The sequence below is a fragment of the Pedobacter sp. Leaf41 genome (genome assembly GCF_001422545.1).
Taxonomy (GTDB): domain Bacteria; phylum Bacteroidota; class Bacteroidia; order Sphingobacteriales; family Sphingobacteriaceae; genus Pedobacter.
Genome location: NZ_LMLE01000009.1, coordinates 58,767 through 83,586 on the forward strand (window position 1 = coordinate 58,767; position 24,820 = coordinate 83,586).

The 24,820-nt window shown below is 36.8% G+C and carries 29 protein-coding genes; 9 read left to right on the forward strand and 20 right to left on the reverse strand.

The window, feature by feature from the left end:
• Window positions 1-16 precede the first annotated feature (16 nt).
• Window positions 17-721, reverse strand: coding sequence for a DUF2490 domain-containing protein (locus tag ASE92_RS15070; RefSeq protein WP_056850950.1), 705 nt, complete (start codon window positions 719-721; stop codon window positions 17-19).
• A gap of 376 nt (window positions 722-1,097) precedes the next feature.
• On the opposite strand from ASE92_RS15070, the gene fabV reads away from it, so the two are divergent.
• From fabV to ASE92_RS15090, 4 genes are all read left to right on the forward strand, one after another.
• Window positions 1,098-2,291, forward strand: a complete 1,194-nt coding sequence (fabV, locus tag ASE92_RS15075; RefSeq protein WP_056850951.1) for an enoyl-ACP reductase FabV — start codon at window positions 1,098-1,100, stop codon at window positions 2,289-2,291.
• Window positions 2,292-2,457: 166 nt separating this feature from the next.
• Entirely contained in the window at window positions 2,458-3,012 is a 555-nt protein-coding gene (locus ASE92_RS15080; protein ID WP_056850952.1) for a GNAT family N-acetyltransferase, read from the forward strand.
• 226 nt (window positions 3,013-3,238) lie between these two features.
• On the forward strand, window positions 3,239-3,691 hold the full coding sequence (locus ASE92_RS15085; protein ID WP_056850953.1) for a cold-shock protein: 453 nt from the start codon (window positions 3,239-3,241) through the stop codon (window positions 3,689-3,691).
• Between the two features lie 313 nt (window positions 3,692-4,004).
• Window positions 4,005-4,352, forward strand: a complete 348-nt coding sequence (locus ASE92_RS15090; protein ID WP_056850954.1) for a cupin domain-containing protein — start codon at window positions 4,005-4,007, stop codon at window positions 4,350-4,352.
• An 18-nt stretch (window positions 4,353-4,370) separates the two neighbouring features.
• Here ASE92_RS15090 and ASE92_RS15095 read toward each other — a convergent pair whose 3' ends face one another.
• Window positions 4,371-4,931 carry a DUF4230 domain-containing protein gene (locus tag ASE92_RS15095; protein WP_056850955.1) on the reverse strand — a complete coding sequence of 187 codons (561 nt, stop codon included), beginning with the start codon at window positions 4,929-4,931 and terminating at the stop codon, window positions 4,371-4,373.
• A gap of 132 nt (window positions 4,932-5,063) precedes the next feature.
• On the opposite strand from ASE92_RS15095, the gene ASE92_RS15100 reads away from it, so the two are divergent.
• Window positions 5,064-5,435 (forward strand): hypothetical protein, encoded by a 372-nt coding sequence (locus ASE92_RS15100; RefSeq protein WP_056850956.1) that lies wholly within the window; start codon window positions 5,064-5,066, stop codon window positions 5,433-5,435.
• Here the strand turns inward: ASE92_RS15100 and ASE92_RS15105 are convergent.
• The 17 genes from ASE92_RS15105 to hemC all read right to left on the reverse strand — a co-directional run bounded on the left by ASE92_RS15105 (window position 5,432) and on the right by hemC (window position 20,238).
• A complete protein-coding gene (locus ASE92_RS15105; RefSeq protein ID WP_056850957.1) occupies window positions 5,432-6,424 on the reverse strand; it encodes an ABC transporter ATP-binding protein in 993 nt (330 codons plus the stop codon). The genes ASE92_RS15100 and ASE92_RS15105 overlap by 4 nt on opposite strands.
• 144 nt (window positions 6,425-6,568) lie before the next feature.
• Window positions 6,569-7,363 (reverse strand): outer membrane beta-barrel protein, encoded by a 795-nt coding sequence (locus tag ASE92_RS15110; protein ID WP_056850958.1) that lies wholly within the window; start codon window positions 7,361-7,363, stop codon window positions 6,569-6,571.
• 100 nt (window positions 7,364-7,463) lie between these two features.
• A complete protein-coding gene (locus ASE92_RS15115; RefSeq protein WP_056850959.1) occupies window positions 7,464-8,210 on the reverse strand; it encodes a hypothetical protein in 747 nt (248 codons plus the stop codon).
• Window positions 8,191-8,760: an RNA polymerase sigma factor gene (locus ASE92_RS15120; protein ID WP_010601060.1), complete on the reverse strand. Its 570-nt coding sequence runs from the start codon at window positions 8,758-8,760 to the stop codon at window positions 8,191-8,193. The genes ASE92_RS15115 and ASE92_RS15120 overlap by 20 nt, the downstream gene beginning before the upstream one ends.
• 247 nt (window positions 8,761-9,007) lie before the next feature.
• Window positions 9,008-9,169 (reverse strand): hypothetical protein, encoded by a 162-nt coding sequence (locus ASE92_RS21195; protein WP_157255763.1) that lies wholly within the window; start codon window positions 9,167-9,169, stop codon window positions 9,008-9,010.
• 31 nt (window positions 9,170-9,200) lie between these two features.
• Window positions 9,201-10,352 (reverse strand): hypothetical protein, encoded by a 1,152-nt coding sequence (locus ASE92_RS15125; RefSeq protein WP_056850960.1) that lies wholly within the window; start codon window positions 10,350-10,352, stop codon window positions 9,201-9,203.
• A gap of 113 nt (window positions 10,353-10,465) precedes the next feature.
• Window positions 10,466-11,029: a hypothetical protein gene (locus ASE92_RS15130; RefSeq protein WP_056850961.1), complete on the reverse strand. Its 564-nt coding sequence runs from the start codon at window positions 11,027-11,029 to the stop codon at window positions 10,466-10,468.
• 57 nt (window positions 11,030-11,086) lie between these two features.
• Window positions 11,087-11,641: a CopD family protein gene (locus tag ASE92_RS15135; RefSeq protein ID WP_056850962.1), complete on the reverse strand. Its 555-nt coding sequence runs from the start codon at window positions 11,639-11,641 to the stop codon at window positions 11,087-11,089.
• Between the two features lie 13 nt (window positions 11,642-11,654).
• Window positions 11,655-11,942, reverse strand: coding sequence for a type II toxin-antitoxin system RelE/ParE family toxin (locus ASE92_RS15140; RefSeq protein WP_056850963.1), 288 nt, complete (start codon window positions 11,940-11,942; stop codon window positions 11,655-11,657).
• The gene (locus ASE92_RS15145) at window positions 11,930-12,109 is read right to left on the reverse strand and encodes a hypothetical protein (protein ID WP_056850964.1); all 180 of its coding nucleotides are present in this window, start codon (window positions 12,107-12,109) and stop codon (window positions 11,930-11,932) included. The genes ASE92_RS15140 and ASE92_RS15145 overlap by 13 nt, the downstream gene beginning before the upstream one ends.
• Window positions 12,110-12,199: 90 nt before the next feature.
• The gene (hemE, locus tag ASE92_RS15150) at window positions 12,200-13,225 is read right to left on the reverse strand and encodes a uroporphyrinogen decarboxylase (RefSeq protein ID WP_056850965.1); all 1,026 of its coding nucleotides are present in this window, start codon (window positions 13,223-13,225) and stop codon (window positions 12,200-12,202) included.
• A gap of 193 nt (window positions 13,226-13,418) precedes the next feature.
• Complete coding sequence (locus ASE92_RS15155) at window positions 13,419-13,934, reverse strand: hypothetical protein (RefSeq protein WP_056850966.1); 516 nt, start codon at window positions 13,932-13,934, stop codon at window positions 13,419-13,421.
• Entirely contained in the window at window positions 13,934-14,638 is a 705-nt protein-coding gene (locus tag ASE92_RS15160; protein ID WP_025146905.1) for a response regulator transcription factor, read from the reverse strand. Before ASE92_RS15160 ends, ASE92_RS15155 begins: the two co-directional genes overlap by 1 nt.
• Window positions 14,639-14,646: 8 nt before the next feature.
• Entirely contained in the window at window positions 14,647-15,513 is an 867-nt protein-coding gene (locus ASE92_RS15165; protein ID WP_056850967.1) for a sensor histidine kinase KdpD, read from the reverse strand.
• A gap of 502 nt (window positions 15,514-16,015) precedes the next feature.
• Window positions 16,016-17,386: a glutamate-1-semialdehyde 2,1-aminomutase gene (gene hemL / locus ASE92_RS15170; RefSeq protein WP_056851208.1), complete on the reverse strand. Its 1,371-nt coding sequence runs from the start codon at window positions 17,384-17,386 to the stop codon at window positions 16,016-16,018.
• 89 nt (window positions 17,387-17,475) lie between these two features.
• Entirely contained in the window at window positions 17,476-18,444 is a 969-nt protein-coding gene (gene hemB / locus ASE92_RS15175) for a porphobilinogen synthase (protein WP_056850968.1), read from the reverse strand.
• A gap of 213 nt (window positions 18,445-18,657) precedes the next feature.
• Window positions 18,658-20,238, reverse strand: a complete 1,581-nt coding sequence (gene hemC, locus ASE92_RS15180) for a hydroxymethylbilane synthase (RefSeq protein WP_200926431.1) — start codon at window positions 20,236-20,238, stop codon at window positions 18,658-18,660.
• A 442-nt stretch (window positions 20,239-20,680) separates the two neighbouring features.
• Here hemC and ASE92_RS15185 point away from each other — a divergent pair, with 442 nt between their 5' ends.
• Together ASE92_RS15185 and ASE92_RS15190 are read left to right on the forward strand one after the other, a co-directional pair.
• Window positions 20,681-21,370 carry an SIMPL domain-containing protein gene (locus tag ASE92_RS15185; protein WP_056850970.1) on the forward strand — a complete coding sequence of 230 codons (690 nt, stop codon included), beginning with the start codon at window positions 20,681-20,683 and terminating at the stop codon, window positions 21,368-21,370.
• A 99-nt stretch (window positions 21,371-21,469) separates the two neighbouring features.
• Window positions 21,470-21,784, forward strand: coding sequence for a hypothetical protein (locus ASE92_RS15190; protein WP_056850971.1), 315 nt, complete (start codon window positions 21,470-21,472; stop codon window positions 21,782-21,784).
• Window positions 21,785-21,942: 158 nt separating this feature from the next.
• On the opposite strand, the gene serS is transcribed toward ASE92_RS15190, so the two are convergent.
• Entirely contained in the window at window positions 21,943-23,214 is a 1,272-nt protein-coding gene (serS, locus tag ASE92_RS15195) for a serine--tRNA ligase (RefSeq protein WP_056850972.1), read from the reverse strand.
• A gap of 155 nt (window positions 23,215-23,369) precedes the next feature.
• On the opposite strand from serS, the gene rsmI reads away from it, so the two are divergent.
• Both rsmI and ASE92_RS15205 read left to right on the forward strand, forming a co-directional pair.
• A complete protein-coding gene (gene rsmI / locus ASE92_RS15200) occupies window positions 23,370-24,098 on the forward strand; it encodes a 16S rRNA (cytidine(1402)-2'-O)-methyltransferase (protein WP_056850973.1) in 729 nt (242 codons plus the stop codon).
• A 37-nt stretch (window positions 24,099-24,135) separates the two neighbouring features.
• Complete coding sequence (locus ASE92_RS15205) at window positions 24,136-24,783, forward strand: PH domain-containing protein (protein WP_056850974.1); 648 nt, start codon at window positions 24,136-24,138, stop codon at window positions 24,781-24,783.
• The last annotated feature ends 37 nt before the right edge of the window (window positions 24,784-24,820 follow it).

The following is a 24,820-nucleotide window of genomic DNA, read 5'->3' on the forward strand; positions in this document are numbered from 1 at the left end:
AAACATTAAAACCGTATTAAAACCTGGTATATACCGCAAATTGAACAATGCTGTTATTCGTATGGTTGGTAAAATTTTTAACCGCCTGATTCATATAGCCCACTTCCAAATCTACTTTCTTAGAAAAACGATATCCGCCAGCTAAGTAAAGTCTATTTTGATCAAAAACACTGTTGTTGATTTTCTCCTTATTTTGAAAGTTTAAAAAAACCTCATTTTGCAAAGCCACAAAAACGCCTTTATCAAAACTTGCCGCTGTCTTTTGCAAAGGTTGAACTAGGCGAAAAAAGTACCGGAAACGTTGAGAAAACACTTCTTCATTTGCTCTTTCTATAAAACGTTGCTCAACCCTAAAACGATGACTAGCGAAAATTGATTTTAATTTATGTGTGTAAATATATTGTTCGAAAATTCGATGTTCGTTAAATAAATTTTTACTTGTGCCAACCAACCTCAAATCTGTAGTTTGCCACAGATATCCTAGTGCCACATTATGTTTATCATTGATAAAATATTGTAGTGCCGGGCGAATTAAGGTATTCCTAACATACCCCCAATCATCGGCAGAACGGATTTGAGCATCGAACTGCAAACCCCACTTTTTATTAAACTTGGTATTGTTTAAAAAAAAGAACCAGCCAGAGTTCTGGTACTGCGTTTGAGCAGAAAGCCTTCCTAATGCTATGAAGGAAATCATAGCCAGTAATAATATTTTTCTCATAAAAAGATAATCCGGTTTATCTGTTGCGCTGCAAAATTAACAGAAAATTATTAATAGCGAATACCAAAGTTTGGATTCAGGTCTTTCGAATGGATCAGTTTTGAACCATACAGCCTTAAATAGTTGTAATATTTTAGCCACTTAAACGGGATAGAAGCGGCAGCCTCCGATTTTTCTATCGGAGCTATAGCGTATAGCCCGACTAACGTCCAAGAAATCTTCTGCCCTAGCTTTTCCAATAAAATTAATAAGCTACAAGCTTTATTTAAAATTCATTTAGCTGAAAGGAATTAAAAATTTATCTTCGTTAAAGATTTGGCTTTGTACTATTCGGATTAAAGCCATTTTAAAATTACGAAACGTAAAAAAGAACAAAATGATTATTGAACCGAGAATGAGGGGCTTTATATGTTTAACAGCGCACCCAGATGGTTGTGCTCAAAACGTAAAGAACCAAATTGAATATGTAAAATCAAAGGGCGCCATCAATGGACCTAAAAAAGTATTGGTAATTGGAGCATCAACAGGCTTTGGCTTGGCCTCTCGTATTGCTGCTGCCTACGGTTCTGATGCGGCTACAATTGGTGTTTTTTTCGAAAAAGCACCATCAGCTGGCAAAACCGCATCTCCAGGCTGGTATAATAGCGCTGCTTTCGAAAAAGAAGCTCATGCAGCTGGTTTATACGCAAAAAGTATAAACGGCGATGCTTTCTCGAAAGAAATCAAAGCTAAAACCCTTGACTTAATTAAAACCGACTTGGGTCAGGTAGATTTAGTAATTTACAGTTTAGCTTCTCCAGTTCGGAAACACCCTGATACAGAGGTTTTACATCGCTCTACTTTAAAACCAATTGGCGGAACTTACACCAATAAAACCGTTGATTTCCATACGGGTAATGTTACAGAAATTTCAATAGAGCCTGCTACTGAAGAAGATATTGAGAATACTGTTGCCGTAATGGGTGGAGAAGATTGGGCGATGTGGATTGATGCCTTAAAAGCAGAAAACTTGTTGGCTGAAGGCGCTACAACAGTTGCCTACTCTTATATTGGCCCTAAACTGACAGAGCCAGTTTACCGCAAAGGAACTATTGGCCGTGCAAAAGATGATTTAGAGGCTACTGCTTTTACAATTGCTGATAAACTAAAAAATATAGACGGTAAAGCTTACGTTTCCGTTAATAAAGCTTTGGTTACACAAGCAAGTTCGGCTATTCCTGTTATTCCATTATATATTTCATTGTTGTACAAAATAATGAAAGAGGAAGGCATTCACGAAGGTACTATTGAACAAATTCAACGTTTATACGCAGAGCGATTATACACCGGCGGTGATATTCCTGTTGATGAAAAAGGAAGAATCAGAATTGATGATTTGGAAATGCGTGATGATGTACAAGCTAAAGTGGCAAAACTTTGGGAAGAAGCTACTACCGAAACATTACCTGCAATCGGCGATTTGCCAGGTTACCGTTCAGACTTTTTAAGCTTATTTGGTTTTGAGATTGATAAAGTTGATTATCAAAAAGAAGCAAATGAACTGGTAGAAATTGAAGGATTAGTAGATTAGTTGTCCAATTAAGCTTTGTCGCAAAGCGTTCGCCCATTCTTAGCCAAGCTCAGAATGACATTGTAAAAATTGCGCTCGTTTCTAACGAATGCATCAATAGCTAGATTGTTTCGTTAACATTTTAGGCGGCTGACTTGTAGTCAGCCGTTTTTTATAACCCTATAATATGCACTTCGACCTACAACCTACATTAGCAAACGATTTGATTGAAGTAGTTCCTTTAAAAGCTGAAGACTTCGAAAAACTTTTCGAGGTAGCTTCCGATCCACTTATTTGGGAACAACATCCAAATAAAGACCGCTATAAAAGGGAAGTTTTTGAGAACTTTTTTAAAGGCGCATTAGAATCAAACGGCGCTTTTATTGTTTATGATAAAGCTACAGGTGCCGTTGTAGGCAGTTCCCGGTTTTACGACTTCGATGAAGAAAACAATTCGGTTGTTGTAGGATATACCTTTATTGGGCGTAGTTTTTGGGGTAAAGGACATAATGCCGCATTAAAAAAGTTGATGTTTGATTATGCTTTCCACTTTGTAGATAAAGTTATTCTTCACATCGGTGCAACAAACTTCCGCTCTCAAAAAGCTACGGAAAAATTAGGCGCTAAAAAAATTGGCGAACTTGAGGTAGCTTACTATGGTGAACCTGTAAAATGGAATTTCGTTTATCAAATGGAAAAAGCGAAATGGGAAGAGCAGAATTTTGGCGACCGCAGATTTTAAGATTATTTTAGCTTAAAGCTATAAAAAGATACAATTCAATAAATCTGCGTTCTGGAGGCAATATCTTTAGTAAAAGATTAAATGTACTAATCTGTGGCTAAAAAAATTATATACAGCATTTGCGTAACGCATAATTGAATAAAATCGTGTTTTCGTTTTAGTATTGTTATATTTGTATAAATCTCTGTTTCCACTCACCTTAAAAACAAAAAACAATTAAATATATATGGCTAAATCTCAGGCAACATACAGTAAAAAAGAGAACGAAAAAAAACGATTAAAAAAACAAAAAGACAAACAAGAGAAAAAAGAAGAGCGTCAATCTAATGCTAAAAAAGGCTTAGCGCTTGAAGAAATGTTTGCATACGTTGATGAAAACGGTAACATTTCCTCTACTCCACCAGATCCGAAAAAGAAAAAGGTTTTCAATATTGAGGATGTTCAAATTGGCATTACAAGACAAGAAGACATTATCGATGAAAATCCGGTTAAAAAAGGAACAGTAACTTTCTTTAACGATAGCAAAGGTTACGGTTTTATTAAAAACACTGAAACTCAAGATAGTATTTTTGTTCACGCGAATGGTTGCGTAACGCAAATCAAAGAAGGCGATAAAGTAACTTTCGAGGTAGAAATGGGTCAAAAAGGACCAACTGCAGTTAAGGTTTCTAAAGTTTAGTTCTCACTCAGCCCCATACTCGGGCATTGTAAAAATTCTGCAGATCAATTTCTGCTGCGCAAGGTTTTATAAAATATATAATTCCGTCTATTTAAGCATAGAACCTAGCGCATATTTTTTCCTTTCAACAGCTTATAATGTCAGGAACTAGCATTTATTTCGCTAATGCTATTGCGTACACTATATTTTTTTAACAATAATATCGATAAACATAAAATAAACGGACGGCAGTTCTTATTTTTATCGCGACGAATTTTAAAGGAACCTTTTTCAGCATTATCTAAATAATAGTTGAAAGCCTAAAAATAATAAAATGAACTTTAAAGATTTAGCTAACAAAACCTTAATTAGTGATAACGATTTAGACTGGCAAGAATTAGGTGCCGGTATTAAGCGTAAGGTAATGCCTTTTGATGATCATCTGATGTTGGTGAAGGTCGAATTCGAGAAGGATGCCATTGGTTCGCTTCATAATCATCCGCATTTGCAACTCAGTTATGTAGCAAAAGGAAGTTTTGAAGTTACTATAGGCGATGAGAAAAAAATCCTTAATGAAGGAGATGTATTCTTCGCACCGTCAAATGTTTTTCATGGTGTAGTTTGCTTAGAGGCTGGTTTATTAATCGATATTTTCAATCCACACCGTGAAGATTTCTTGTAAATAAACTTGCTATTAAGTTCACTCAAAAGTTAACCTAACATTTTTGTACCCCAATCCCTCAATTATTGGTTTTAGCACATTTGTTGCATTGGTTTTAGTCTGTTTCAAAATATCCGATTTTTTTACTTCGGCAGTGATCTGTTTTTCCGCAGCCTTGTAAGCTTCATCCACTAAACCTGCTTCTCTAAAAAAGGCCATCTTGGTATCGTATACCCTTGAATTTTTGTGGTCAATTTTTACATAGCAAATCTCTGGCTGTGGTAAATTTACTACAGCTGTATCTGCTGTTACTTCAATATCGTCCTTTGTTATTTTTGTAAGGTCGATACATCCAACAGCCTCTGCTTTGACAATAAGTAACACACTTGCTTCAGGTAAAAAATCTGTTTTGTTTTTATGTTCAAGTACATCACTAATTTGATAACGAACCAGCTCTAACTTACCTATGGCCTCTATTTTCTCTACTAAAAGCTGATGTTTGCTTTCTACGGATGTACTGATGCTGAACTTTTTTGAGATAAAGAAATAACCTGCAATCAATAAAATTAACCAGGGTAAAACTCTAAAAAATACTCTCATTGTGGCGATGTTTTAATTCAATTTTAAATGTTGTTCATTACCCTTTAAACAATTATTAATCCACATTGTGTTTTGCAGCATTTTTGGCAGTTGTTTTGTATTACGCAAAGCACACAAATAAAACTAATCAAAATGAAAAAATTTACTATCCTAATGCTTTGCATTGTCACACTAGGTTTGGCATCTTGCAAGAAAGAAACTTTAGTTCAAACTGCACCTAATAGAACGGTGATATTTGATGTTAATCCTAATCGGTGGGTTTTCGACAACGGAAAATACTATCTTGACTTAGATATCGCTGAACTGGATGACATCAATTTTTATGATGAAGGAATTTTGGTATACACCGCAACTCCCAATTATACAAATTATTATCAGCTACCTTATGGCGATATGGATTATGAAGCACATATTGGTGGGATTTCGATAAGTAGATCGACTTTACCTACTACCCCTCTAAGAATAAAGGTTGTATTAGTCGCAGCAGAAAACGTAACATTTTAAAACTCTAAAAAACGACTAATGTTCAACTGAACGTAGTCGTTTTTTTTATGCTCACCTCTATTCAGTTGTATTGCTCTAACAGTAACACCATTTCTTTCCAATAGCAGTTCATCATAAAAACCTTTATAGTAAACATCCTTCACCTCAAAGCGTCTGCTACTCCAATTACTATTAATTTCTGCCCATTCGGGATAAAAAACTATAGTTCCAGAAAAGGTTTTCAGCCCAAGTTTCTCCGCGTCGCCTCGTGATAATACAACTGCATTTCCTAAGATTTGAGCGGTATAAATGTGTTTTGGGCTCTGATAGATTTCGGAGGGCTTACCCGTTTGAAGCAGCGCTCCGTTCCGTAAAATTAAGAGTTGATCGGCCAGAAACAAGCCATCAGCAGGATCATGGGAGACTAAAATCACGGTGACACCAGTTTCTGCTGCAACACGTTTAATATCGGCCCTTAACTGATTTTTTAGTAAAGCATCAACCTGACTAAAAGGCTCATCTAAAAGCAAAACTTTGGTATCTGCTACCATTGCCTTGGCAATGGCTACACGCTGTTGCTCGCCACCACTAAGTTCGATAATTTTTTTATTTTGCAGCGGAAGGATGCGGAGATGCTCCATGATAGCCAAAGTTTTTTCGGCCTTTGTTTTTAAGTCAGTATTCGAGAGTTGTGAGGCAATGTTATCGTAAACCTTGGCGTAAATATTCAACGAAAAGTCTTGAGTAACCATTTTCATCTGCTTATGACCCGGAATTAATTGTTCATCTGGACCTTTTACTTTTTCACCATCGAAGAAAATCTCCCCTTCATCAGTTTTAAGCAAACCATAAATCGATTTTAATAGCGTCGATTTACCACTTCCGCTTTCGCCAATAATCGCTACTACATCTCCCCTCTTGATATCAAAATTGATGTCTTTAATACCTCCAGCTTGTTCTGCCTGATACTGCTTTGTTAAATTTTTAACGCTTATTATATTATCGCTCACCTTGTAAAGATAAAGCTTAAAGCTTAAAGAGAGGCGTTTTTACGCAAAAAATCCTGTTCCGCCTAACCGAAACAGGATTTAATTTATGTGTTGCTAATATACTTACTGAAGGCCTCTATCAGTCAACTTTAGGGGATTTAGGGGTTAATTTAAACCGAAGGTAATACCGAAACTCATGTTTTTTAAACCAGCTTGTGCAGGGGTATCAAACATATCGTTGAAGTAATATTTGGTAAATAAACCTAAGCCGCCGTATCCAAATCTGAATGAACCACCGTAACGTACCGATTGAAAATGGTAATTATCATATTGCTTCTGCTTTCCAAATTCATCACTTATTTGTTTTACTTTACCGCCTAGTAAAAAACTAATCTCTGGCCCTAAAACAAAGTAAAAACGTTTGCCTTTGTCATTTTCTTTAGTGCGAATTTCGAAGTTTAAAGGAATGTGTACATAACTGCTTGAGAAACGATTTTTAGAAAACTCAACACTTTCAGGAAGCGCATTTAGCGTTGGCAAATTCTTTTGAATAGTAACATTATCTCTTAATCTGATCAAGGTCCAGTCGAAACCACCAGCTAAATAAACTTTAAAATTTGAATTAAAGCGATATCCAAATTGTAAAATATCGAAAGAGAATGTGCTTGTTTTACCGCCTCTATAATCTAAAAACTCATTAGTGGGAGATAAGTTAAAACTTCCATTATCTATTAACCTCGAGAAGCCTAAATCTACTCTTGTAAAAGTTATCCCGCCTACAAAACGACCCTTTTTTGGATCAACTTTGGAACTATCTTTTCCATCTCTTGTGATAGTAACAATTCCATAATTTAGATCTTTTCTGTCTTTTTTTGTTGAATCTTGCTGAGCAAAAGCACTTGGAGCCATAACACCGGCAAGCCCGCTTACCAAAAGTGTTGTAAAAATTAGATGTTTCATATGTGTTGCGTGTGTGTTTTTAATGATTAATTGAGAGAGTGATTGAATAAGAGCAGCATAAGACTTGATCTTGTATTCCTTAAATCCTCACCAATCCTGCTTATTTTTTCTTTTTGCCAAACTTAAACGGACCAATATTAATTGCTGAGATTGAAGAGTCGTCATCATCAGTACGGAATTGGATAAATTTATCTTTTCTTTTGTCTACTTTATTTACAATCAAGTTGACTACGTCACCCACATTACGGATCCCTCTATTATCAGCTTGATCATCACCTCCAGCTACTTCATCAACTTTAACTGCAGCCGCGTTCGAAGCGAGTATTGGTTTTTCCTGTTCTAAAATGGCCGCATCAATTTTTTCTTTAAGATCTTGCTTAGCTGGTTCGTTTTTAGCTAGAACAACCTCCTGTTTTTGCATTTCAGGCGCCGTAACTATTTTCTTTTCTTCTCCAGGTTTGAATGTTTCTTTAACTTTAGTCTTTGCAATTGCTGTGGAGGGTTGCGCTATAGTTGGTAAAACTTGCTTAATCTCCCTTTCCTGTGTGGTAACAACTGTCGAAGAATCTTGAAGAGCTTTCGTTTCAACAACTGGCTTTGTACCTTTTAATTCAAGTCTGCTTGCAAATTGTTTTGGTTTTTCCTGCTGTTGGTAAACTAACAACCCAACTGCTGTAATTAGTATCACTGCTGCTGCAGACAACCAATAAATTGGAAAAATCCTTTTTCTCTTTGGTTCAATTTCACTTTCAATGCTACTCCACAAATCTCTTGATGGCGTTATTTCGGCATCTTCGAAAGCATTTTTAAATAACTGATCAAAATCCTTATCCTGTATAGGTTGCATAACCAAATCCCTCCATTTTTATAATTTCTTCTTTTAATATTGCCCTAGCTCTCGATAATTGCGATTTACTTGCGCCTTCCGAAATACCAAGTGTTTCTCCAATCTCTTTGTGTGAATAACCTTCAATTGCATACATATTGAAAACCATTCGATAACCATCGGCAAGTTTTTGGATCACTTTCATTAAATCCTGCATACCTAGTGTTCCAAAATCGAACCCTGTTGAAGGCTGCTCGTATGCCTCGTCAATCTCAACTACATTTAAGCTACGCAGATTTTTGCGATAGCTTTCTATAGCGGTATTCACCATCACTCTTCTTATCCAACCCTCAAAAGAACCCTCACCCCTGTACTCTTTAATCTTTTGGAAAACCTTGATGTATCCCATTTGCAATACATCTTCAGCTTCCATCCTATCTTTGGCGTAACGCATACATACGGCCAACATCTTCGATGCAGTTTGCTTGTACAGCAACTCTTGCATCTTCCGGTCGCCAGCCTTGCAGCCTTCCATCAAATCGTTTATCGTATAGCTTCGCGTCAATTTCATTGTGTGTTTGTATATAGAAGATGGCAGATTACAAACATTGGTTGCATGAGGGGTAAGAAAAAGTTAAATAAAAGTTAAAATTTATTTTTAAAATCTGATTATCAGCTAGATAAATATTAAATTAATTTCAGGAAAGATATTGTTTTTTGATTTGAAAAGCAATGTCAGGGGCTTTTTTGAAGTGTTAGTCCCGCTATCCGTTACAATCTTTTTGCGACTGTCCATCTGAGCTTGTCGAAGATCTGCATCAAAAAGTATTTCCACTGCTATCAGGTTTATTAAATTCAGACTTTGCAGGAAACGAATCCTGCAAGGCGCAAAATTTGGCTAAAGCCGAAGCATATTCATAGTTCCGTTGGCTGAAGCCAACTGCAAAGAATAGCGATAGTTTAGGCATCTTGAATTTCATTGCCGTCATGCTTTAGCTGACGACAGAAATTTTAGTCTTTTTTCATAACCTTAAACAATCTAAAATCCTGTTTATAAGTTAAGAAAAAGGAGTGATTAAACTGAAGTTGTTTATCGGTATTGTCTAAATCAATGTGCGGTTCAAAGCGAACATCTAGATATAAATGTGGAATCAGTTCCTTTTGGTAGGCATAACGCAACGAAACAATATTTCTGCCGCTTTGCTTTAAACCATTTGTATATAAATTACTCGAAACTGATTCATACAAAGGCATTCCTTTTATCGAAATGAAGTTATTTCCTTTCCAATAAGAGGCTACTAAACTTCCCCACTTACTTTCCACACCGGCATTTAACCACAATCCGAAACCACCTTCGTAGGCTCTTCTTTTATCAGGCGATAAATCTTTATAAACAGCGATATAATTATCGGTATAAACTTGAGTAATATTAGTACCAATCTCTTTGTGCAATTTCAATCCAGCGGCACCATTTAAAACTGTACTAATCGGAATCTCTTTTAAAACATCTATTTGTCCGCCTTGATGAAAAGCTAAAAACTGTGCAGGAAAGCTGAGTTTCCATCCATTGTTTTCTGCCAATGTAGTTTCGGTAGATAAACCACCCACAATTTCCTCTTTGGCTGCTTCACCTTTATCAATCATTTTCTGCCAGGCAATCCAGGCATCTAAATTAAACTTCTTGCGCTCTACTAATAACTGTGTTCCATATTCAATTGGATTAGTAATTGTTCTTTCGAAATTATAAATTGGCTCTATGTATTTATGTTGAATGCCTCCTTCAAGACTACCAAAAATTAAAGTGAGGTTTCGCTTGTGATACTTTAAACTGAACAAGGGTTTCGCATCTGTAATTCCATTTCTACCAAAATCTTTACGAATAAAAGCACCAGCAGTGATGGCCAGGTTTGGATGCGCATAATAAACAATTTGAGGTTGCAACTGTGTTCCATACAGCGTATAACCGTCGTGAAAATCGTTTGTGTACTCGTAATTACGAACGTAATTGAAATTGTAGAAATTGAAGTGAACTTCGTTCGTTAAGCTGCTATCCGGACGGATTCTGTTTTCAAGAGCTTGTTGGTTAAACTGTGCCGAGGCAACATAAGAACTAAAAAGAAATATAATGAATAAGGCCCTTTTCATACCTGTGTTTCTAAACATGCGCTTGGTTTTTTATCGCCCAAATTTAGAATAGTTTTTTGTTTATTTAACCGCAAAGATCGCTAAGTTTACGCAAAGGAAACAAAGTCCTTAAATCGACAGCGAGTTGTATTTTAACTTATCCAACTATAAAGTAATCTAAACTTTTTCCCCTTTTCATTTTCTTTTCTATATAAGTAAAGCTCACCACTAGCACATTTGAATCCACAATTTATTTCCGAATAAAATATGCAATACTGATAATTTCGTATAAATATTGGAGATGAAAAATTATAAATATCATTTCCAACATACTTGTAAAAATAATCCCATCCATTATATAACCTCAAATACTTTTTATTAAGAATACGATTTAGAGAATCCTTATCTATACACTTCATATTTGTACCAATGATATTACGCCAAGATTCTACTTTTGGATTTTCTACCTGTTTTTTTATTGATGACAACTCTTCCTTTGTAAAAAAACTAGTATCCGAATATTTCAGATCATAGCGAGATTGAGGTTCTTCTATTAGAACTGAGCCTTTTGATTTTAACTTTTCTGCGTAAATATCATTGATGAAGATTTTCACTTGCTGATTATATAGCGAGTCCTTATTAACATTTATACTAACTTCTGCTCTTTTAACTTTAAAACCTAGGCAAAGTATAGCAACAAAGTATATTCTCAACATGTCTTTTATTTTATGGATGTATAATCGAAGAACATTCCACAAAAGATAAATTAATTTCTACCTTCTCAACCTATAATTCTTATACAATTTTACAGCAATCATTATCGCCATAGCAATTCCCATGATCCCAATCAAACCATAAATCCAGTTAATTGCACTTTTGAGAATAACCACAAACACAATCGCAATCATGAAAATCGTAGCCAGTTCACGCCATAAACGCAATTGAAAGCTAGTCATTTTGAATACATTATTTTTAAGTTGCTTTACAATATTTTGGCAGATAAAATGATAAATAAGAAGGCCGATCACAAAAGCAAGCTTAACCCACATCCAATCCATTTGCAACAGGCCACTGTTGAGCGCAAGCATCCCGGCACCAGCCAGAACAGAAATAATCATGGCCGGAGTAGCAATAATTTTCCATAAGGTAGCCTCCATTTTAACAAATTGTTTTTGCAGAATACCTCTTTCCGGCTCCTCTTTCTCGTTTGCTTCTGTGTGGTAGATAAACAAACTTAAGATATAGAATAACCCCGCCATCCAGCTAATCACAAATACAATATGAACAGCTTTAAAATATTGATAATATGGCTGAAGAATTTCTATCATTTAATAAGGATGATTATAAAAATGGTTGGGAAGCATGATGAATGGTGATGATTTCTACCGTATCAATTTCTTTTTCGAAATAATAAATAATACGATAATTACCCTCGATGAGTTCACGAATAAATTCATTATCCCTTTCAGGAACGACCCGACCTAATTCAGGCATTTCTTTTAAAATTTTGGGCTTGTTAAAAAGTCTTTTTATCAGAGCCGATGCGAAATTATCGGAGTATTGACTATGGTAATTTGCAATATTATTTAAATCATCAATAGCAATTTCAGTCCAAACTATCTTAGCCATCGATCTAATTTTTGCGCAGCTTCTTCCTCTGGATAAACCTTCCCCTCTTTTACCTGATTTAGTCCTGCATCAATTTTTTGAAGTAATAAAATTCTTTCAATCAACTCATCCGCAGAAAACTCATCCGGCATCTCTTTCAAAGTATTTATGATTTCAGTCTTTTTCATCTAAACCTCAGTGCTAAACATTAATTAGTACAATCAAATATAACCATTTACGCTCGCTGTTCAAAGTCTCCTTAACGGAATGAAAGCGATTTAGTACCTGAACTCTTTCACTATATCAATCGCATATTTCACGTTGTCGAAAGGAATATCTGGCATAATACCGTGACCCAGGTTGAAAATAAATCCTTCTGTTCCACGCATGCGCTCAAACAGTTTATGAATTTGTGCTTTAATCACCGATTGATCAGCATATAAAATATGTGGATCTAAATTTCCCTGGACAGCGATACCTTGTGGCAAAGCATTTTTAATATTCAATAAATCGGCATTCCAATCAACTGAAATTACATCAGGTTTTGCTACTGCCATCATTGGCGCAAATACAGAACTTCCTTTACAGAAAGAAATCACCGGGATATCTTTTCTATTTAAGTTTGAAATAATTTCCTGGATATAACGGTGAGAAAATTCCTGATAATCGTTCCATGATAAAGCAAGCGCCCAACTATCGAAAATTTGAACCGCATTAACACCTGCAGCAATTTGAAGGTTCAAATAATCTGCCGTTACCTTAGCTATTTTCGCCAACAACTTATGCGCCAATTCTGGTTGGTTATGTATAAACAGCTTCGTTAATTTAAAATCTTTAGAAGACCCACCCTCAATTAAGTAACTCATTACCGTAAAAGGGGCACCAGCAAAACCAATTAGTGGAATATTGCCATCTAACCGCTGCTGAATTACTTTAATGGCATCAGCTACATATTGTAACTCATCTAAACAATCCACATTGAGATTTTCAACATCTTGTGCCGTGCGTACCGGATTAGCAAACTTAGGACCAACGCCCTGAGTAAAGCTTAAATCGCCACCCATAGCTTCGCCCGTTACTAAAATATCACAGAATAAAATCGCTGCATCAATTCCTAATAAATCTACTGGCAACATCGTTACATCGGCAGCAATCTCAGGAGTTTTACACATCTCTAAAAAAGAGTATTTGTTTTTAATCTCCCAATATTGCGGCATAAATCGACCAGCCTGACGCATCATCCATACCGGTGGACGTTCTGTTTGTTTCGAAAATGCAGCGTCTAAAAATAAATTATTCTTCATGATTTGTAGTTACTATCCCTTTTTTTGTCATACTGAATTTAGCTCAGCATCTTCTTAGCAATGAGATCCTGAACTGATTCAGGATGACGCATGGATAAAAAATTTAATTGAGCAAAGGTATGAAATAAAAAAAAACGAAGAACCTTTTTATTCCTAAAGCGGCGCCTCGTTTCTCAAAATGACAATACGAATATTATAATTTGCTTATTTCTTTTTCAATTTTAACGATAATATCTTTAGAGCGTGATGATTCGGAAAGTTCTTTGGCCTTGGCTACATAAACTTCTGCCCGTTCTTTATCTTTTCTACGCAAAGCGAGGTTGGCCAAATGAATCAATACATAAGATTTCTCATTTTTTCCGCCAACAGGAAAACGACTGGCCAACTGAAAATGATATTCAGCTTTTTCGTAATCTTCTTCTTTCAAAGCCATATTGCCTTGCATAAATTCATAATATCCTCTACGATTCTTTGATAATCGCTCAGGATTTGGAACTTCAGCAAGCATCAGCTTTGCTTTTCCAAACTCATTATTTTTAAAATACTTGGAAGCCATTAAAACAGAGCTATGTCTGAAATGACTCCAAATCAAAAAGAGCAATAAAAACCCCGCCACTGCTGCCAGCTCGTATTGATCGTAAACGATACAAACTAAAGCAGCCAGCAAGAAAACGGCCATTAAAACATACCGGCCTAAACTATTGTACATTAATGACTATCAGTGAATTTATAACCTACACCACGAATAGAGTGGAAATAAACTGGATTTTTTTGATCTGGTTCGAAATACTTACGGAAAGTTAAAATGAAGTTATCAATCGTTCTTGTTGAAGGATAAACATCATAATTCCACACAGTTTCCAAAATCTGCTCACGAGAAACTGCATCGTTTTTACGCTCAATTAAAAGCTTTAACAACATGGTTTCCTTTTTAGTTAATGGAGTAATGGTGCCATCATCATGTTTCAATTCGAACGAATTAAAATAGATGGTTTTATCGCCGATTTTGTAAGAATTTAACTCTTTTAAATCATCAGATTTCAAACTGCGTTTAACCAAAATTCCAACACGAAGAATCAACTCTTCTAAGTTGAAAGGTTTAACTAAATAATCGTCAGCACCTTTTTTCAAGCCTAAAACACGATCTTCTGAAGTGTTTTTAGCCGTTAAAAACATAATTGGAACTTCTGCGTTCTCTAAACGGATTGTTTCGCAAACCTGGAAACCATCCATTTCTGGTAGCATCACATCCAGTATTATTAAATTGAAACGTTCTTCTTTAAATATTTTAAGAGCGGTTTTGCCATCTTTAACGGCATGAACTTTATAACCCTCAAGTTCTAGGTTTAATTTGATAGCATCTAACAAGTGATCCTCGTCTTCTACCAATAGAATTCTTAATTTTTGTGACATAATTGAGATTAACTAAATGTTACTTCAAAAATACTTCCCTGAGGCAAATTGTCTTTTACTGTAATATCTGCATCATGGTATTGTAAAACCTCTTTCACAATAAACAAGCCTAAACCTGTTCCCTTCGCTTTCCTGACATTCTCATTACCAACGCGGTAAAATTTATCAAATATCAACATTTTTTCGGCATCTGAAATACCCGGCCCTTTATCTACTACACTCAACTGAATATGCCCTTCCACCTCATCTAAATAAACATTTATCTCATCGCAGGGACTAGAATATTTAACGGCATTCTCAATTAAATTAGTAACTACTGACGATAAGGCAAACTTGTCACCCATTATCTGCAAATTTGGCTGAATATGCGCATTAATGAGTTGTTCGTTTCCACAAGAATGCACCTGCAGCCGATCTGTAATTTTATAAACCAACTCCGAAAAATTAAATTCCTCCTTCGGAAAGGTGTACGAACGGTTTTCAATCTTGGTTGCAAGCAACATATTTTCAACCAAATCGTCCAAACGCTCAATATCCTTCAGTGAATTATTCAACAAAGAAACCTGCCGGGCTTTATCTAAATCTCTTTTAACAATGGTTTGAATGGAAAGTTTGATGGCGGCCAATGGCGATTTCAACTCATGCGTAATAGACATTAGGAAATTTTGCTGTTGCTCCCTCAATTTATCTTCCCGTTTTAAGGATTGATGCAGGAAATAGCCACCAATACAAAGCAAAAACAGAAATACGGATCCTTCACCCATAATCATTGTCATGCGGCTTGGCTGCAAACGCACCACCAAAGTGCCCCAAGAAATAAGTTGAATTAATGCGTAAAGTAATAAGGCGTAAAATATGATAATGGATTTCTTCATCTGTCTTTACCAGGATTGTTAGGCTTTAAGGATTTTAAGATATTTCTCAAATAGCTAAATTATTATTAGAAAAGCAAGTCTCTGTACATTTCGGTTATTTCAGCCCCGCTTTCTGTTGCAATCTTTTTTCAACCTCTGTCATGCTGAGGTACGAAGCATCTGTTTCATCGGTTGCAGATGCTTCGTGTCTCAGCATGACAGTTTATTCAGGGTTGCTGCTCAAAAAAGTATTTTCACATCAATCGGGTTTAGCTAACTTCGGTTTGTGCAAGAAACTTAAAACCACCCCCAACCCCTCCTTGAAAATAAGGAGGGGAGTTCCCTTCAATTTTATAACTAAACTCGTCATTGCGAGGTACGAAGCAATCCTACAAAAAAAGCTATTTTAAACCCGAAGCTTCAAGATTCATTCGTACCTCGCAATGACGACACCGTGAGCTTATATTTTCTTACCTGCCTGCCGCAGGCACGTATAATTTATTAAACTCTCTGTGGTTAAACCCTATTTCTTAAACACTAAATCAAGCGCCTCAAAAATTGCTCTCTTGGCTTTCTCCAATTCGATTTTAGTATGTGCCGCTGAAACAAAACCCACTTCATATCCCGATGGACCTAAATAGATTCCTCGGTTTAACAGTTCACGGTGCATAATTTTAAATTTCTCCATGCTACTTGCATCAATATCATCAGCAGACTGTATTTTATCCTTCTCCGTAAAAGAAAACCAAAAGATAGAACCTACCGTAAACACCTTAAACTTATAATTTCTCGCCGTCGCAAAACGCTGAATACTGGCTACAAAATCTTGCGTTTTGTTATTTAAGTCTTTGTAGAAACCAGATTTGTTTAATTCCGTTAAAGTTGCGATTCCCGCAGCCATGGCCACTGGATTGCCAGACAAAGTACCGGCCTGATAAACGCCCCCATCTGGAGAAATATGACTCATGATTTCAGCAGATGCACCATACATCCCTACCGGCAAACCACCACCGATGATTTTACCATAAGTGACAATATCAGGTGTGATGCCATAATAAGCTGCAGCACCTTCAAAGCCAACTCTAAAACCAGTAATTACTTCATCAAAAATTAAAAGCGAATTATTCTCAGTACAAATTTTGCGGAGGGAATGAATGTATTCTTCATCCTGCATAATTAAGCCATTATTGGCAGGAATGCCCTCAATAATTACCGCAGCAATCTGATCTTTAAACTGCGCAAAAGCTTGCTCAATTGCAATCTTATCATTTAAAGGGATTACAATTGTTTCTTCAGCAAAAGATTTTGGTACACCAGCAGAAGAAGTTTCGCCAAAAGTAACCAAACCCGAACCTGCTTTTACCAAAAGTGAATCGCTATGGCCGTGATAACAACCTTCGAACTTTAGAATTTTATCTCTTCCGGTATAACCTCTAGCTAAACGAATGGCCGACATCACCGCTTCGGTACCAGAACTTGTAAAACGGATTTTTTCTACAAAACGATTGTTTTTGATAATCAATTCCGCAAGTTCGTTTTCCAAAGCTGTTGGCGCCCCGAAACTCATTCCGTTTTGCATTACCTCAGTAACTTTCTCACGAATTTTAGAATTGTTGTGTCCCAAGATTAATGGTCCCCAACTTCCGCAGAAATCAATAAACTGATTTCCATCGGCATCCCAAATATAGCAACCATCACCTTTTTCTATAAAAAGTGGCGTTCCGTATACCGACTTAAATGCCCTAACCGGCGAGTTTACACCCCCGGGGAAATAAGTTTTTGATTTCTCATACAACTCCGCAGATTTTACTCTTGAAATATCAGGCTTACTTCCGGTATTTACTGGAATATCGGCCTCGTTGCCTGAAAACATTTTCTTTAATGAATCTAACATTTCTATTAAGCTAAAAGCTGAAAGACTAGAGCGAAAAGTAAAGCGCTTAAAAATGGCTTTGGTCTTTCGGCTTTTAGCTTTCAGCTTATCTACATCCAATCGTTATTTAAAATATCTTTAATGTGGTAAGTGGTTATAATACTTGCACCTGCTCTGGCAAAAGCGTGCATGGTTTCCATTACTACTTTTTGCTCATCAATCCATCCGCGTTCTGCAGCTGCTTTCACCATCGAATATTCTCCTGAAACATTGTAAACAGCAATTGGCAAGTTTGTATCTTGTTTCAAGCGCTGAATAACATCCAGATAAGCCAAACCTGGTTTTACCATCAAAACATCCGCTCCCTCCTGCTCGTCTAGTTGTGCTTCACGCAAAGCTTCCAGAGGATTTCTGAAATCCATTTGGTAAGCTTTTCTATCACCTTTGCTTGGCGCACAATCTGCAGCTTCCCTAAATGGACCATAATAGGCGGATGCAAATTTTGTAGCATGACTCATAATGGCGGCATTTACAAAACCATTTTCATCTAACAAATTACGCATCGCTTCAATTCTGCCATCCATCATATCCGAAGGCGCAAACATATCCGCTCCCGCTTGCGCATGCGTTAAAGCCATTTTTGCAATCACATCAACCGTTTTATCATTTTGAACGTAATCGTTCTCCATAATTCCACAGTGACCGTGAGTGGTATAAGAACAAACGCAAACATCGGTGACTACATATAAATCTTCACCAAATTGTTTCTTTAACTCGCGAACCGCAGTTGGAACCAGTGAATGATCGTGATAGGCTGATTTTGCGTCAGCAGATTTTTCGTCGCCTACGCCAAAGAGCATGATTTTATTCAAGCCTTTTTTCATTCCCGATTCTACATCCTTAACCAAAGTATCAACCGAATAATGGTTAACACCCGGCATGGCATCAATTGCATGTGTCACATTTGTTCCTGGAACCACAAAATACGGGTACACAAACATATCTTTCGATAGTCGAGTTTCGGCTACCATCTCTCTAACCAACGGGTTTTTCCTTAATCTTCTCGGACGATGTAACATTTTATTAGTATTAAAGCCTCACCAAACCTCCCCGGAGAGGAGGCCTTAGCGAGTGTATTAGTATTTAGAATCAAGCTCGCCTGCCGCTTAGGCTGGTATTAAGACTTGAGTATTGTATTATTCCGAGCGCTTTTAGTTTTTACGGTCGTCATTGCGAGGCTTTAGTCTCTTTGCATCCAAACCCTCTACCTTAAACCTTTAAATTCTCAACCTCTATTTAATTTCTATTCCAAAAACTGCTTCCGCCAATCCAATTTCATCGGGCGAATAAGGCAAAGCATATTTTACGCCCATTTCGTCAAACTTCTTGCCTGTAGAATTACCAATTGCGATAACCTGTTGGCCAGGTTCCAATAAATTATCTGCGAAATAAGCATCTACATTTGAAGGACTGGTAAAAATTAAAACATCAGCATAACTCTGATCAATATTTTCTTCGATTACCGTTTCATATATTGGCAAGTCGATAATTTTTGAATCAGCAGGTAAAGATTTCTGAATAGATTGTAAAGAATCCTGCGCCCTTGGAAATAAAACATTTTTTCCGGAAACCAGTTTCGCAAAATCTTCTGCAACTTCAGAAATATCGCCGCTTGTGCCAACGAAATCTGCAAAATGATTAAACTTGCGCAAAGCATCTTCCGAGCCTCTTCCCACTACACCAAACTGTGTTTTCTTTGGTAATTGCGGTTTTAAATTGAAGAAATATTCCACACTATTTCTACTACTGAAGAAAATCCAATCGATATTTTTTAATATAAACTGGTCTAAAACAGTTACAATAGGAAACGTACGGATTAACGAACGACCTTCAATTTCTATATTATTGCTTTCTAAAGCTTTGCGGAAATAACTGTGCTCACCAATTTCACGGGAGATGAAAACCTTTGTAGGCTTTTTTCTTTCTTTTGAAAATTTAGCCACGATTTTCTCTGCTAAACCATCTGTTGTTTCAGAACGTAAGAACAAACGCTCAGGAAAATCATCGGCTGTTTCCGCTTTTGAAGTCCACACTTCGAAGGCTCCATCTTCTTTTTTGCAATAGCAACCCAAAGGCATGTGGCAGCCGCCTTCAAAAATATTAAGCACTTTCCGCTCTACACCAACTTCTTCTGCTGTCGCGGGATCATGTAATTTTTGAAGTGCATCGAAAAGTTCAGTATCATTCTCCCTGATTTGAATGGCCAAAGCGCCCTGAGCAGGAGCAGGAACAAACTCTGTTGGTTCCAATTCTTCTACGTGAAATTCGCTTACATCCAAGCCCAGCCGTTTAATACCTGCTTTCGCCAGCATAATCGCATCATAATCTTCATCTCTAAGCTTCTGAATGCGGGTTGGAACGTTTCCACGTAAATCTTCGATTTCCAAATCAGAGCGTAAACCCAAAAGTTGGGCTTTTCTTCTATTTGATGAAGTACCAACCATTGCGCCCTTTTTCAGAGACAATTTTTGAGAAACATCAACACAGTCTTTTAAAATCAAAAGATATTCGGTTGCTTCTTCCCGTGGCGGAATTGCAGCAATGGTTAAGCCAGCAGGATGGTTGGTTGGTAAATCTTTAAGGCAATGTACCGCCAAATCGATAGTTCCGCCCAAAAGTTCTTCTTCCAGTTCTTTGGTAAAAAAGCCTTTGCCCTCTAATTTATCGAGACGTAAATTTAGGATTTTATCGCCCTGCGTTTTAATAACCTTAATTTCTGCTTCAATACCGATTGTTGCTAACTCACTTTGAATGTGATTAGCCTGCCATAATGCAAGTTCGCTACCGCGTGTTCCGATGATTAATTTCTTCACTATAAACTTTTAATGAACTGCAAATTTAACGTTAATTTGCTTTATACCATGAATTGTTTAAAAATGAGACAGTGCCGTTACAGAGCAAATGTTTTGTGGGTTTTTACTGACAAATTAAAAATCAAACGGATTGCGATCAGCACAAATTTCCTTCAATGAACCCTTGACTGCGGCAGGCAGGCAGTAGTAGTGGAAAGCCCGCATTCCAATAATTCATTGGAAGAGGACTTGTAACGAATAACGGGGCTGGTTTTTCCGATCAGTGCTGCCTTACATTTTGAAAATATTTTATTAAAATAAATCTCGGTGTGGAATTTGTACATAAGGCACATCATAACAACACACACAAAGAAAAATAGAATTATGAAACCTGCATAAGCAAACAAAAGCTAAATAAAGAAAGCTTATGCAAGCTTCATTACAATTAAAAACACTAAAGATTATGAAAAAGTTAATAGCAGTTGCACTAGTTGCATTTTTAGGCCTTTCATCGGCAATGGCTCAGCAAACAGATTTACGTAGGAAAATTAGCGTAAGCGGAACTTCTGAAACAGAGGTTACTCCAGACATCATTTACATTGGAATTTCATTGAAGGAATATTTGAACGGAAAAAAGAAAGTAGACATTACTGAATTGGAGAAACAACTTTTTGCTGCTGTACAGAAAGCAGGAATTGCAAAGGAAAATTTGACCATTAGCAACCTGAGCAGCTGGAATTATGCTACGGAGAAAAAGAAAAATCCTGACTTTTTAGCGAGCAAACAATATCGTTTAAAAGTAAGTGACCTTAATAGATTCGACTCCATTTTAGAGGCTATTGATCCAAAAGGAATTGCCAATACCAATATTGAAAGCTACGATTATTCGAAAATTGAAAGCCTTAAGAAAGATTTAAAAATTAAGGCATTATTAGCCGCAAAAGAAAAAGCAGCTTATATGGTTGAGGCACTCTATGGAAAATTGGGTGACGTACTCGAAATTCAGGATGGTGGAGACAATATCATACAACCTGTGTACAGAAATTATATGATGAAATCTGCAATGGCCGAATCGGCTGATGCCGCACCGGAACTCGATTTCAAAAAAATTAAGCTCAATTTTACTGTGAATGTGATTTTTATGATTTTATAACATTTTTAAACATTTAAAACAACCAATTTTAAAACCTACCAAGAACATTTTGGTAGGTTTTTTGTTACGTTCACATCGAAACACTAAAAAAATAAAATTATGAAAAAATTCATTTACACATTAGCACTTATTTTCTCTTTAGGCATCAGCTTTAACACTGTTCAAGCAGCTAATAAACCTGCTAAAAACCCTACAGAATTAACGGCTGAGCAATCTGCACAGTTAGAAAGAATTAAGACTCGTGTTGAAGAAATTAGAGATATGGATAAATCTAATTTAACAAGAGCAGAACGTAAGGCATTACGTAGCGAATTGAGAGAATTGAAAGGTCAGGCCCGTGCAGTTTCTGGTGGCGTTTATCTTTCAGTTGGTGCAATTATCATCATCATCTTATTATTGATTTTGATTCTATAATCAGAAAAACAATTACATCTATCTATAAAAAACGAAAAGCTTTGCAGTGATGCAAAGCTTTTTTTTTATGCCTACTTATTATCCGTCATTGTGAGGTACGAAGCAATCTAACAGCAAAAGAGATTGCTTTATACCTCGCAATGACGACTTGTGGAAAGCTAATCAATCATAACAAATCCTGTATATTTTACCAGTGCTTCTGGAATTTTAATTCCGTTTTCCGTTTGATAATTTTCTAAAATTGAAGCTACAATTCTAGGTAATGCCAATGCGCTTCCATTTAACGTATGTGCCAATTGCGCTTTGCCCTCTTTCCCTTTGAAACGAAGTTTTAAACGGTTAGCCTGATAGGTTTCGAAGTTTGATACTGAAGAAACTTCTAACCAACGCTCTTGTGCTGCACTCCACACTTCCATATCGTAAGTCATGGCTGATGTGAAGCCCATATCACCACCACATAAACGCAAAACGCGGTAATGTAAGCCAAGCTCCTGCAATAAAGACTGTACATAGTTGCTCATGTCTTCCAGTGTTTCGTAAGATTTTTCAGGATGTGTAATCTGAACCACCTCCACTTTATCAAACTGATGCAAACGATTTAAACCACGAACATGCGCCCCATAAGAACCAGCCTCTCTACGAAAGCAAGGTGTGTAAGCTGTATTTTTGATCGGCAAATCTTCTTCCTTAATAATTACATCGCGGTATAAATTAGTAACCGGAACTTCGGCCGTAGGAATCAGATATAAATCATCAACAGTTGAATGATACATTTGTCCTTCTTTATCGGGTAACTGACCAGTACCAAAACCAGATGCAGCATTTACCAAATGAGGCACCTGCATTTCTTTGTAACCCGCAGCAGTTGCATGATCTAAAAAGAAATTAATTAAAGCACGTTGTAACCTCGCTCCTTTTCCTTTGTAAACCGGAAAACCTGCACCCGTAATTTTAACTCCTAATTCAAAATCGATAATATCGTATTTAGCTGCCAGTTCCCAATGTGGTAACGCTTTGGTTGGCAATTCTGCCGGTGCGCCATGCTCATAAACTACCTCATTTTCTTCGGCAGTTGAGCCCGTTGGAACTAAATGGTAAGGTAAATTTGGCAACTGAACAACTGCATTAAACTGGGCAGTTTCCAACTCGTTTAATTTTTCTGTCAGGTTTTTAATATTCTCCTTATGAGAAGTAGTTTGTGCTTTAATAGCTTCTGCTTCATCTTTTTTGCCTGTACGCATTAAATCGCCAATTTGTTTGGCTGCTGCATTTGCTTCTGCGGAAATTTGATCAAGCGAGGTTTGGGTAGCACGACGATCTTCATCAATTTTGATAATTTCATCTACCAACTCTGGTTGTTTAAAGTTACGCACACTCAAACGTTCTAAAACTTTCTCTCTATTTTCGCGGATATAGTTAACTTGCAGCATTATTTAATTTTTTTACAAAGATAGGATTGAATTACGAATTACGAGTTACGATTTTGGATTTTTATACCAGTGGTCAATTAGATCCGCAAATCAAAATTTCAAGTATAGTTAACCGTAAACCAATCGTTATTCGAAAATCTAAAATCTAAAATCAAATGGGCAAACTGTTCCTCGTACCTACGCCGATTGGCAATTTGGAAGACATGACCTTTCGGGCAATTCGGATTTTAAAAGAGTGCGATTTAATTTTAGCAGAAGATACCCGCACAAGTGCGCCCATGCTTAAACATTTTGGCATTGATAAACGGGTATTCTCCCACCACCAGCATAACGAACATAAGGCGACTTCGGAGATTATCAAATTTTTACAGGAAGGACAAAAAATTGCATTGATCTCGGATGCTGGAACGCCTGCTATTTCAGACCCAGGCTTTTTTCTTGTTCGCGAAGCGATAAAAAACGAAATTGATGTAGAGTGCTTGCCAGGTGCAACGGCGTTTGTGCCTGCCTTGGTAAATTCTGGCTTACCTGCAGATGCCTTTTGTTTCGAAGGGTTTCTGCCCGTAAAAAAGGGCCGCCAAACAAAATTTAAAAAACTTGCCGAAGAAGATCGAACCATCATACTTTATGAAAGTCCACACCGCCTATTAAAAACCTTGGAAGAGTTTGCCCAGTATTTGGGGGCGGATAGGCAGGCATCGGTAAGTAGAGAACTTACTAAAATGTTCGAAGAAACCGTTAGAGGCACATTATTAGAAATAAAATCACATTTCGAGAACAATACTTTAAAAGGAGAATTCGTAATTTGCATTGCAGGGAAAGATATGAGTAAAGATAAAAGAGCAAAGAACAAGGACAAATACGATGATGCCGAAGAAGAGTAGCATCTTAAATTAACCACAATCAATTTAAATAACAATTATGATTAGCATAGATAGATTTTTAAGCGACGAACAAGACCCAAAAGCGGTTGAAAAAGTTATTGGAAAGCTTAATGACCTTTTAACCACAGGCGAAGAAATTCTATACCTCGCTGTGCAAAAAAAACCTGCTGTAAACTTGTTGCCAGATAGTATTGCAGTAACTAACAAACGCATTTTTTATTGCGAGCCAGGAAATCTAGGCCTAACCATGAACTTTAAAGATATTTCGCTTAAAAACATTAAAGAGGTTTCATTCAAGGAAGAATTGTTTGGTTCGAAATTTATTTGTGTGCCGCAAACTGGCGAAAACATTGTTACAGAGTTTATACCTAAAACGCAGGCCAGGAAGTTGTACCAAGCGGCAAATGAGCAGCTAGAGGATTATAAGGAATCTTTAAGACAGCAGAAATTGGAAGAAGATCGGGCAGCTGCACCTATTCAGCCAGCGCCTCAACCTTTCGCAGATTTTACGCCTATTGAATCCTCTACAGCAGAACCTGAGCCAATTCAAATTGCGGAAGTAGTAGAAGAGCCGGAAGATGAGACTACATTAAAACTTCGTAAGCTGAAAACACTTTATGATAAACACTTGATTACTCAGGAAGAATACGAAGCTAAAAAAGCAGCAATTTTAGATAGTTTTTAAATTCAGGAAATAGGGAATGGAGATTAGTGAATTAGAC

Coding starts and splice junctions, on each gene's coding strand:
- ASE92_RS15110 (WP_056850958.1), bottom strand. CDS start 7,363: ATGAAACATCTAATTTTTACAACACTTTTGGTAAGCGGGCTTGCCGGT.
- ASE92_RS15165 (WP_056850967.1), bottom strand. CDS start 15,513: ATGAAGAAATCCATTATCATATTTTACGCCTTATTACTTTACGCATTA.
- hemE (WP_056850965.1), bottom strand. CDS start 13,225: ATGAAGAATAATTTATTTTTAGACGCTGCATTTTCGAAACAAACAGAA.
- hemB (WP_056850968.1), bottom strand. CDS start 18,444: ATGTTACATCGTCCGAGAAGATTAAGGAAAAACCCGTTGGTTAGAGAG.
- ASE92_RS15120 (WP_010601060.1), bottom strand. CDS start 8,760: ATGAAATTGACGCGAAGCTATACGATAAACGATTTGATGGAAGGCTGC.
- ASE92_RS15185 (WP_056850970.1), top strand. CDS start 20,681: ATGAAAAAGTTAATAGCAGTTGCACTAGTTGCATTTTTAGGCCTTTCA.
- ASE92_RS15095 (WP_056850955.1), bottom strand. CDS start 4,931: ATGAGAGTATTTTTTAGAGTTTTACCCTGGTTAATTTTATTGATTGCA.
- ASE92_RS15085 (WP_056850953.1), top strand. CDS start 3,239: ATGGCTAAATCTCAGGCAACATACAGTAAAAAAGAGAACGAAAAAAAA.
- ASE92_RS15115 (WP_056850959.1), bottom strand. CDS start 8,210: ATGCAACCTATACAGGATAAGGATTTTGATCAGTTATTTAAAAATGCT.
- ASE92_RS15130 (WP_056850961.1), bottom strand. CDS start 11,029: ATGTTGAGAATATACTTTGTTGCTATACTTTGCCTAGGTTTTAAAGTT.
- ASE92_RS15070 (WP_056850950.1), bottom strand. CDS start 721: ATGAGAAAAATATTATTACTGGCTATGATTTCCTTCATAGCATTAGGA.
- hemL (WP_056851208.1), bottom strand. CDS start 17,386: ATGTTAGATTCATTAAAGAAAATGTTTTCAGGCAACGAGGCCGATATT.
- ASE92_RS15190 (WP_056850971.1), top strand. CDS start 21,470: ATGAAAAAATTCATTTACACATTAGCACTTATTTTCTCTTTAGGCATC.
- serS (WP_056850972.1), bottom strand. CDS start 23,214: ATGCTGCAAGTTAACTATATCCGCGAAAATAGAGAGAAAGTTTTAGAA.
- ASE92_RS15080 (WP_056850952.1), top strand. CDS start 2,458: ATGCACTTCGACCTACAACCTACATTAGCAAACGATTTGATTGAAGTA.
- ASE92_RS15160 (WP_025146905.1), bottom strand. CDS start 14,638: ATGTCACAAAAATTAAGAATTCTATTGGTAGAAGACGAGGATCACTTG.
- ASE92_RS15125 (WP_056850960.1), bottom strand. CDS start 10,352: ATGTTTAGAAACACAGGTATGAAAAGGGCCTTATTCATTATATTTCTT.
- ASE92_RS21195 (WP_157255763.1), bottom strand. CDS start 9,169: ATGAAATTCAAGATGCCTAAACTATCGCTATTCTTTGCAGTTGGCTTC.
- ASE92_RS15100 (WP_056850956.1), top strand. CDS start 5,064: ATGAAAAAATTTACTATCCTAATGCTTTGCATTGTCACACTAGGTTTG.
- rsmI (WP_056850973.1), top strand. CDS start 23,370: ATGGGCAAACTGTTCCTCGTACCTACGCCGATTGGCAATTTGGAAGAC.
- ASE92_RS15155 (WP_056850966.1), bottom strand. CDS start 13,934: ATGTACAATAGTTTAGGCCGGTATGTTTTAATGGCCGTTTTCTTGCTG.
- ASE92_RS15145 (WP_056850964.1), bottom strand. CDS start 12,109: ATGAAAAAGACTGAAATCATAAATACTTTGAAAGAGATGCCGGATGAG.
- ASE92_RS15140 (WP_056850963.1), bottom strand. CDS start 11,942: ATGGCTAAGATAGTTTGGACTGAAATTGCTATTGATGATTTAAATAAT.
- fabV (WP_056850951.1), top strand. CDS start 1,098: ATGATTATTGAACCGAGAATGAGGGGCTTTATATGTTTAACAGCGCAC.
- ASE92_RS15090 (WP_056850954.1), top strand. CDS start 4,005: ATGAACTTTAAAGATTTAGCTAACAAAACCTTAATTAGTGATAACGAT.
- ASE92_RS15205 (WP_056850974.1), top strand. CDS start 24,136: ATGATTAGCATAGATAGATTTTTAAGCGACGAACAAGACCCAAAAGCG.
- ASE92_RS15135 (WP_056850962.1), bottom strand. CDS start 11,641: ATGATAGAAATTCTTCAGCCATATTATCAATATTTTAAAGCTGTTCAT.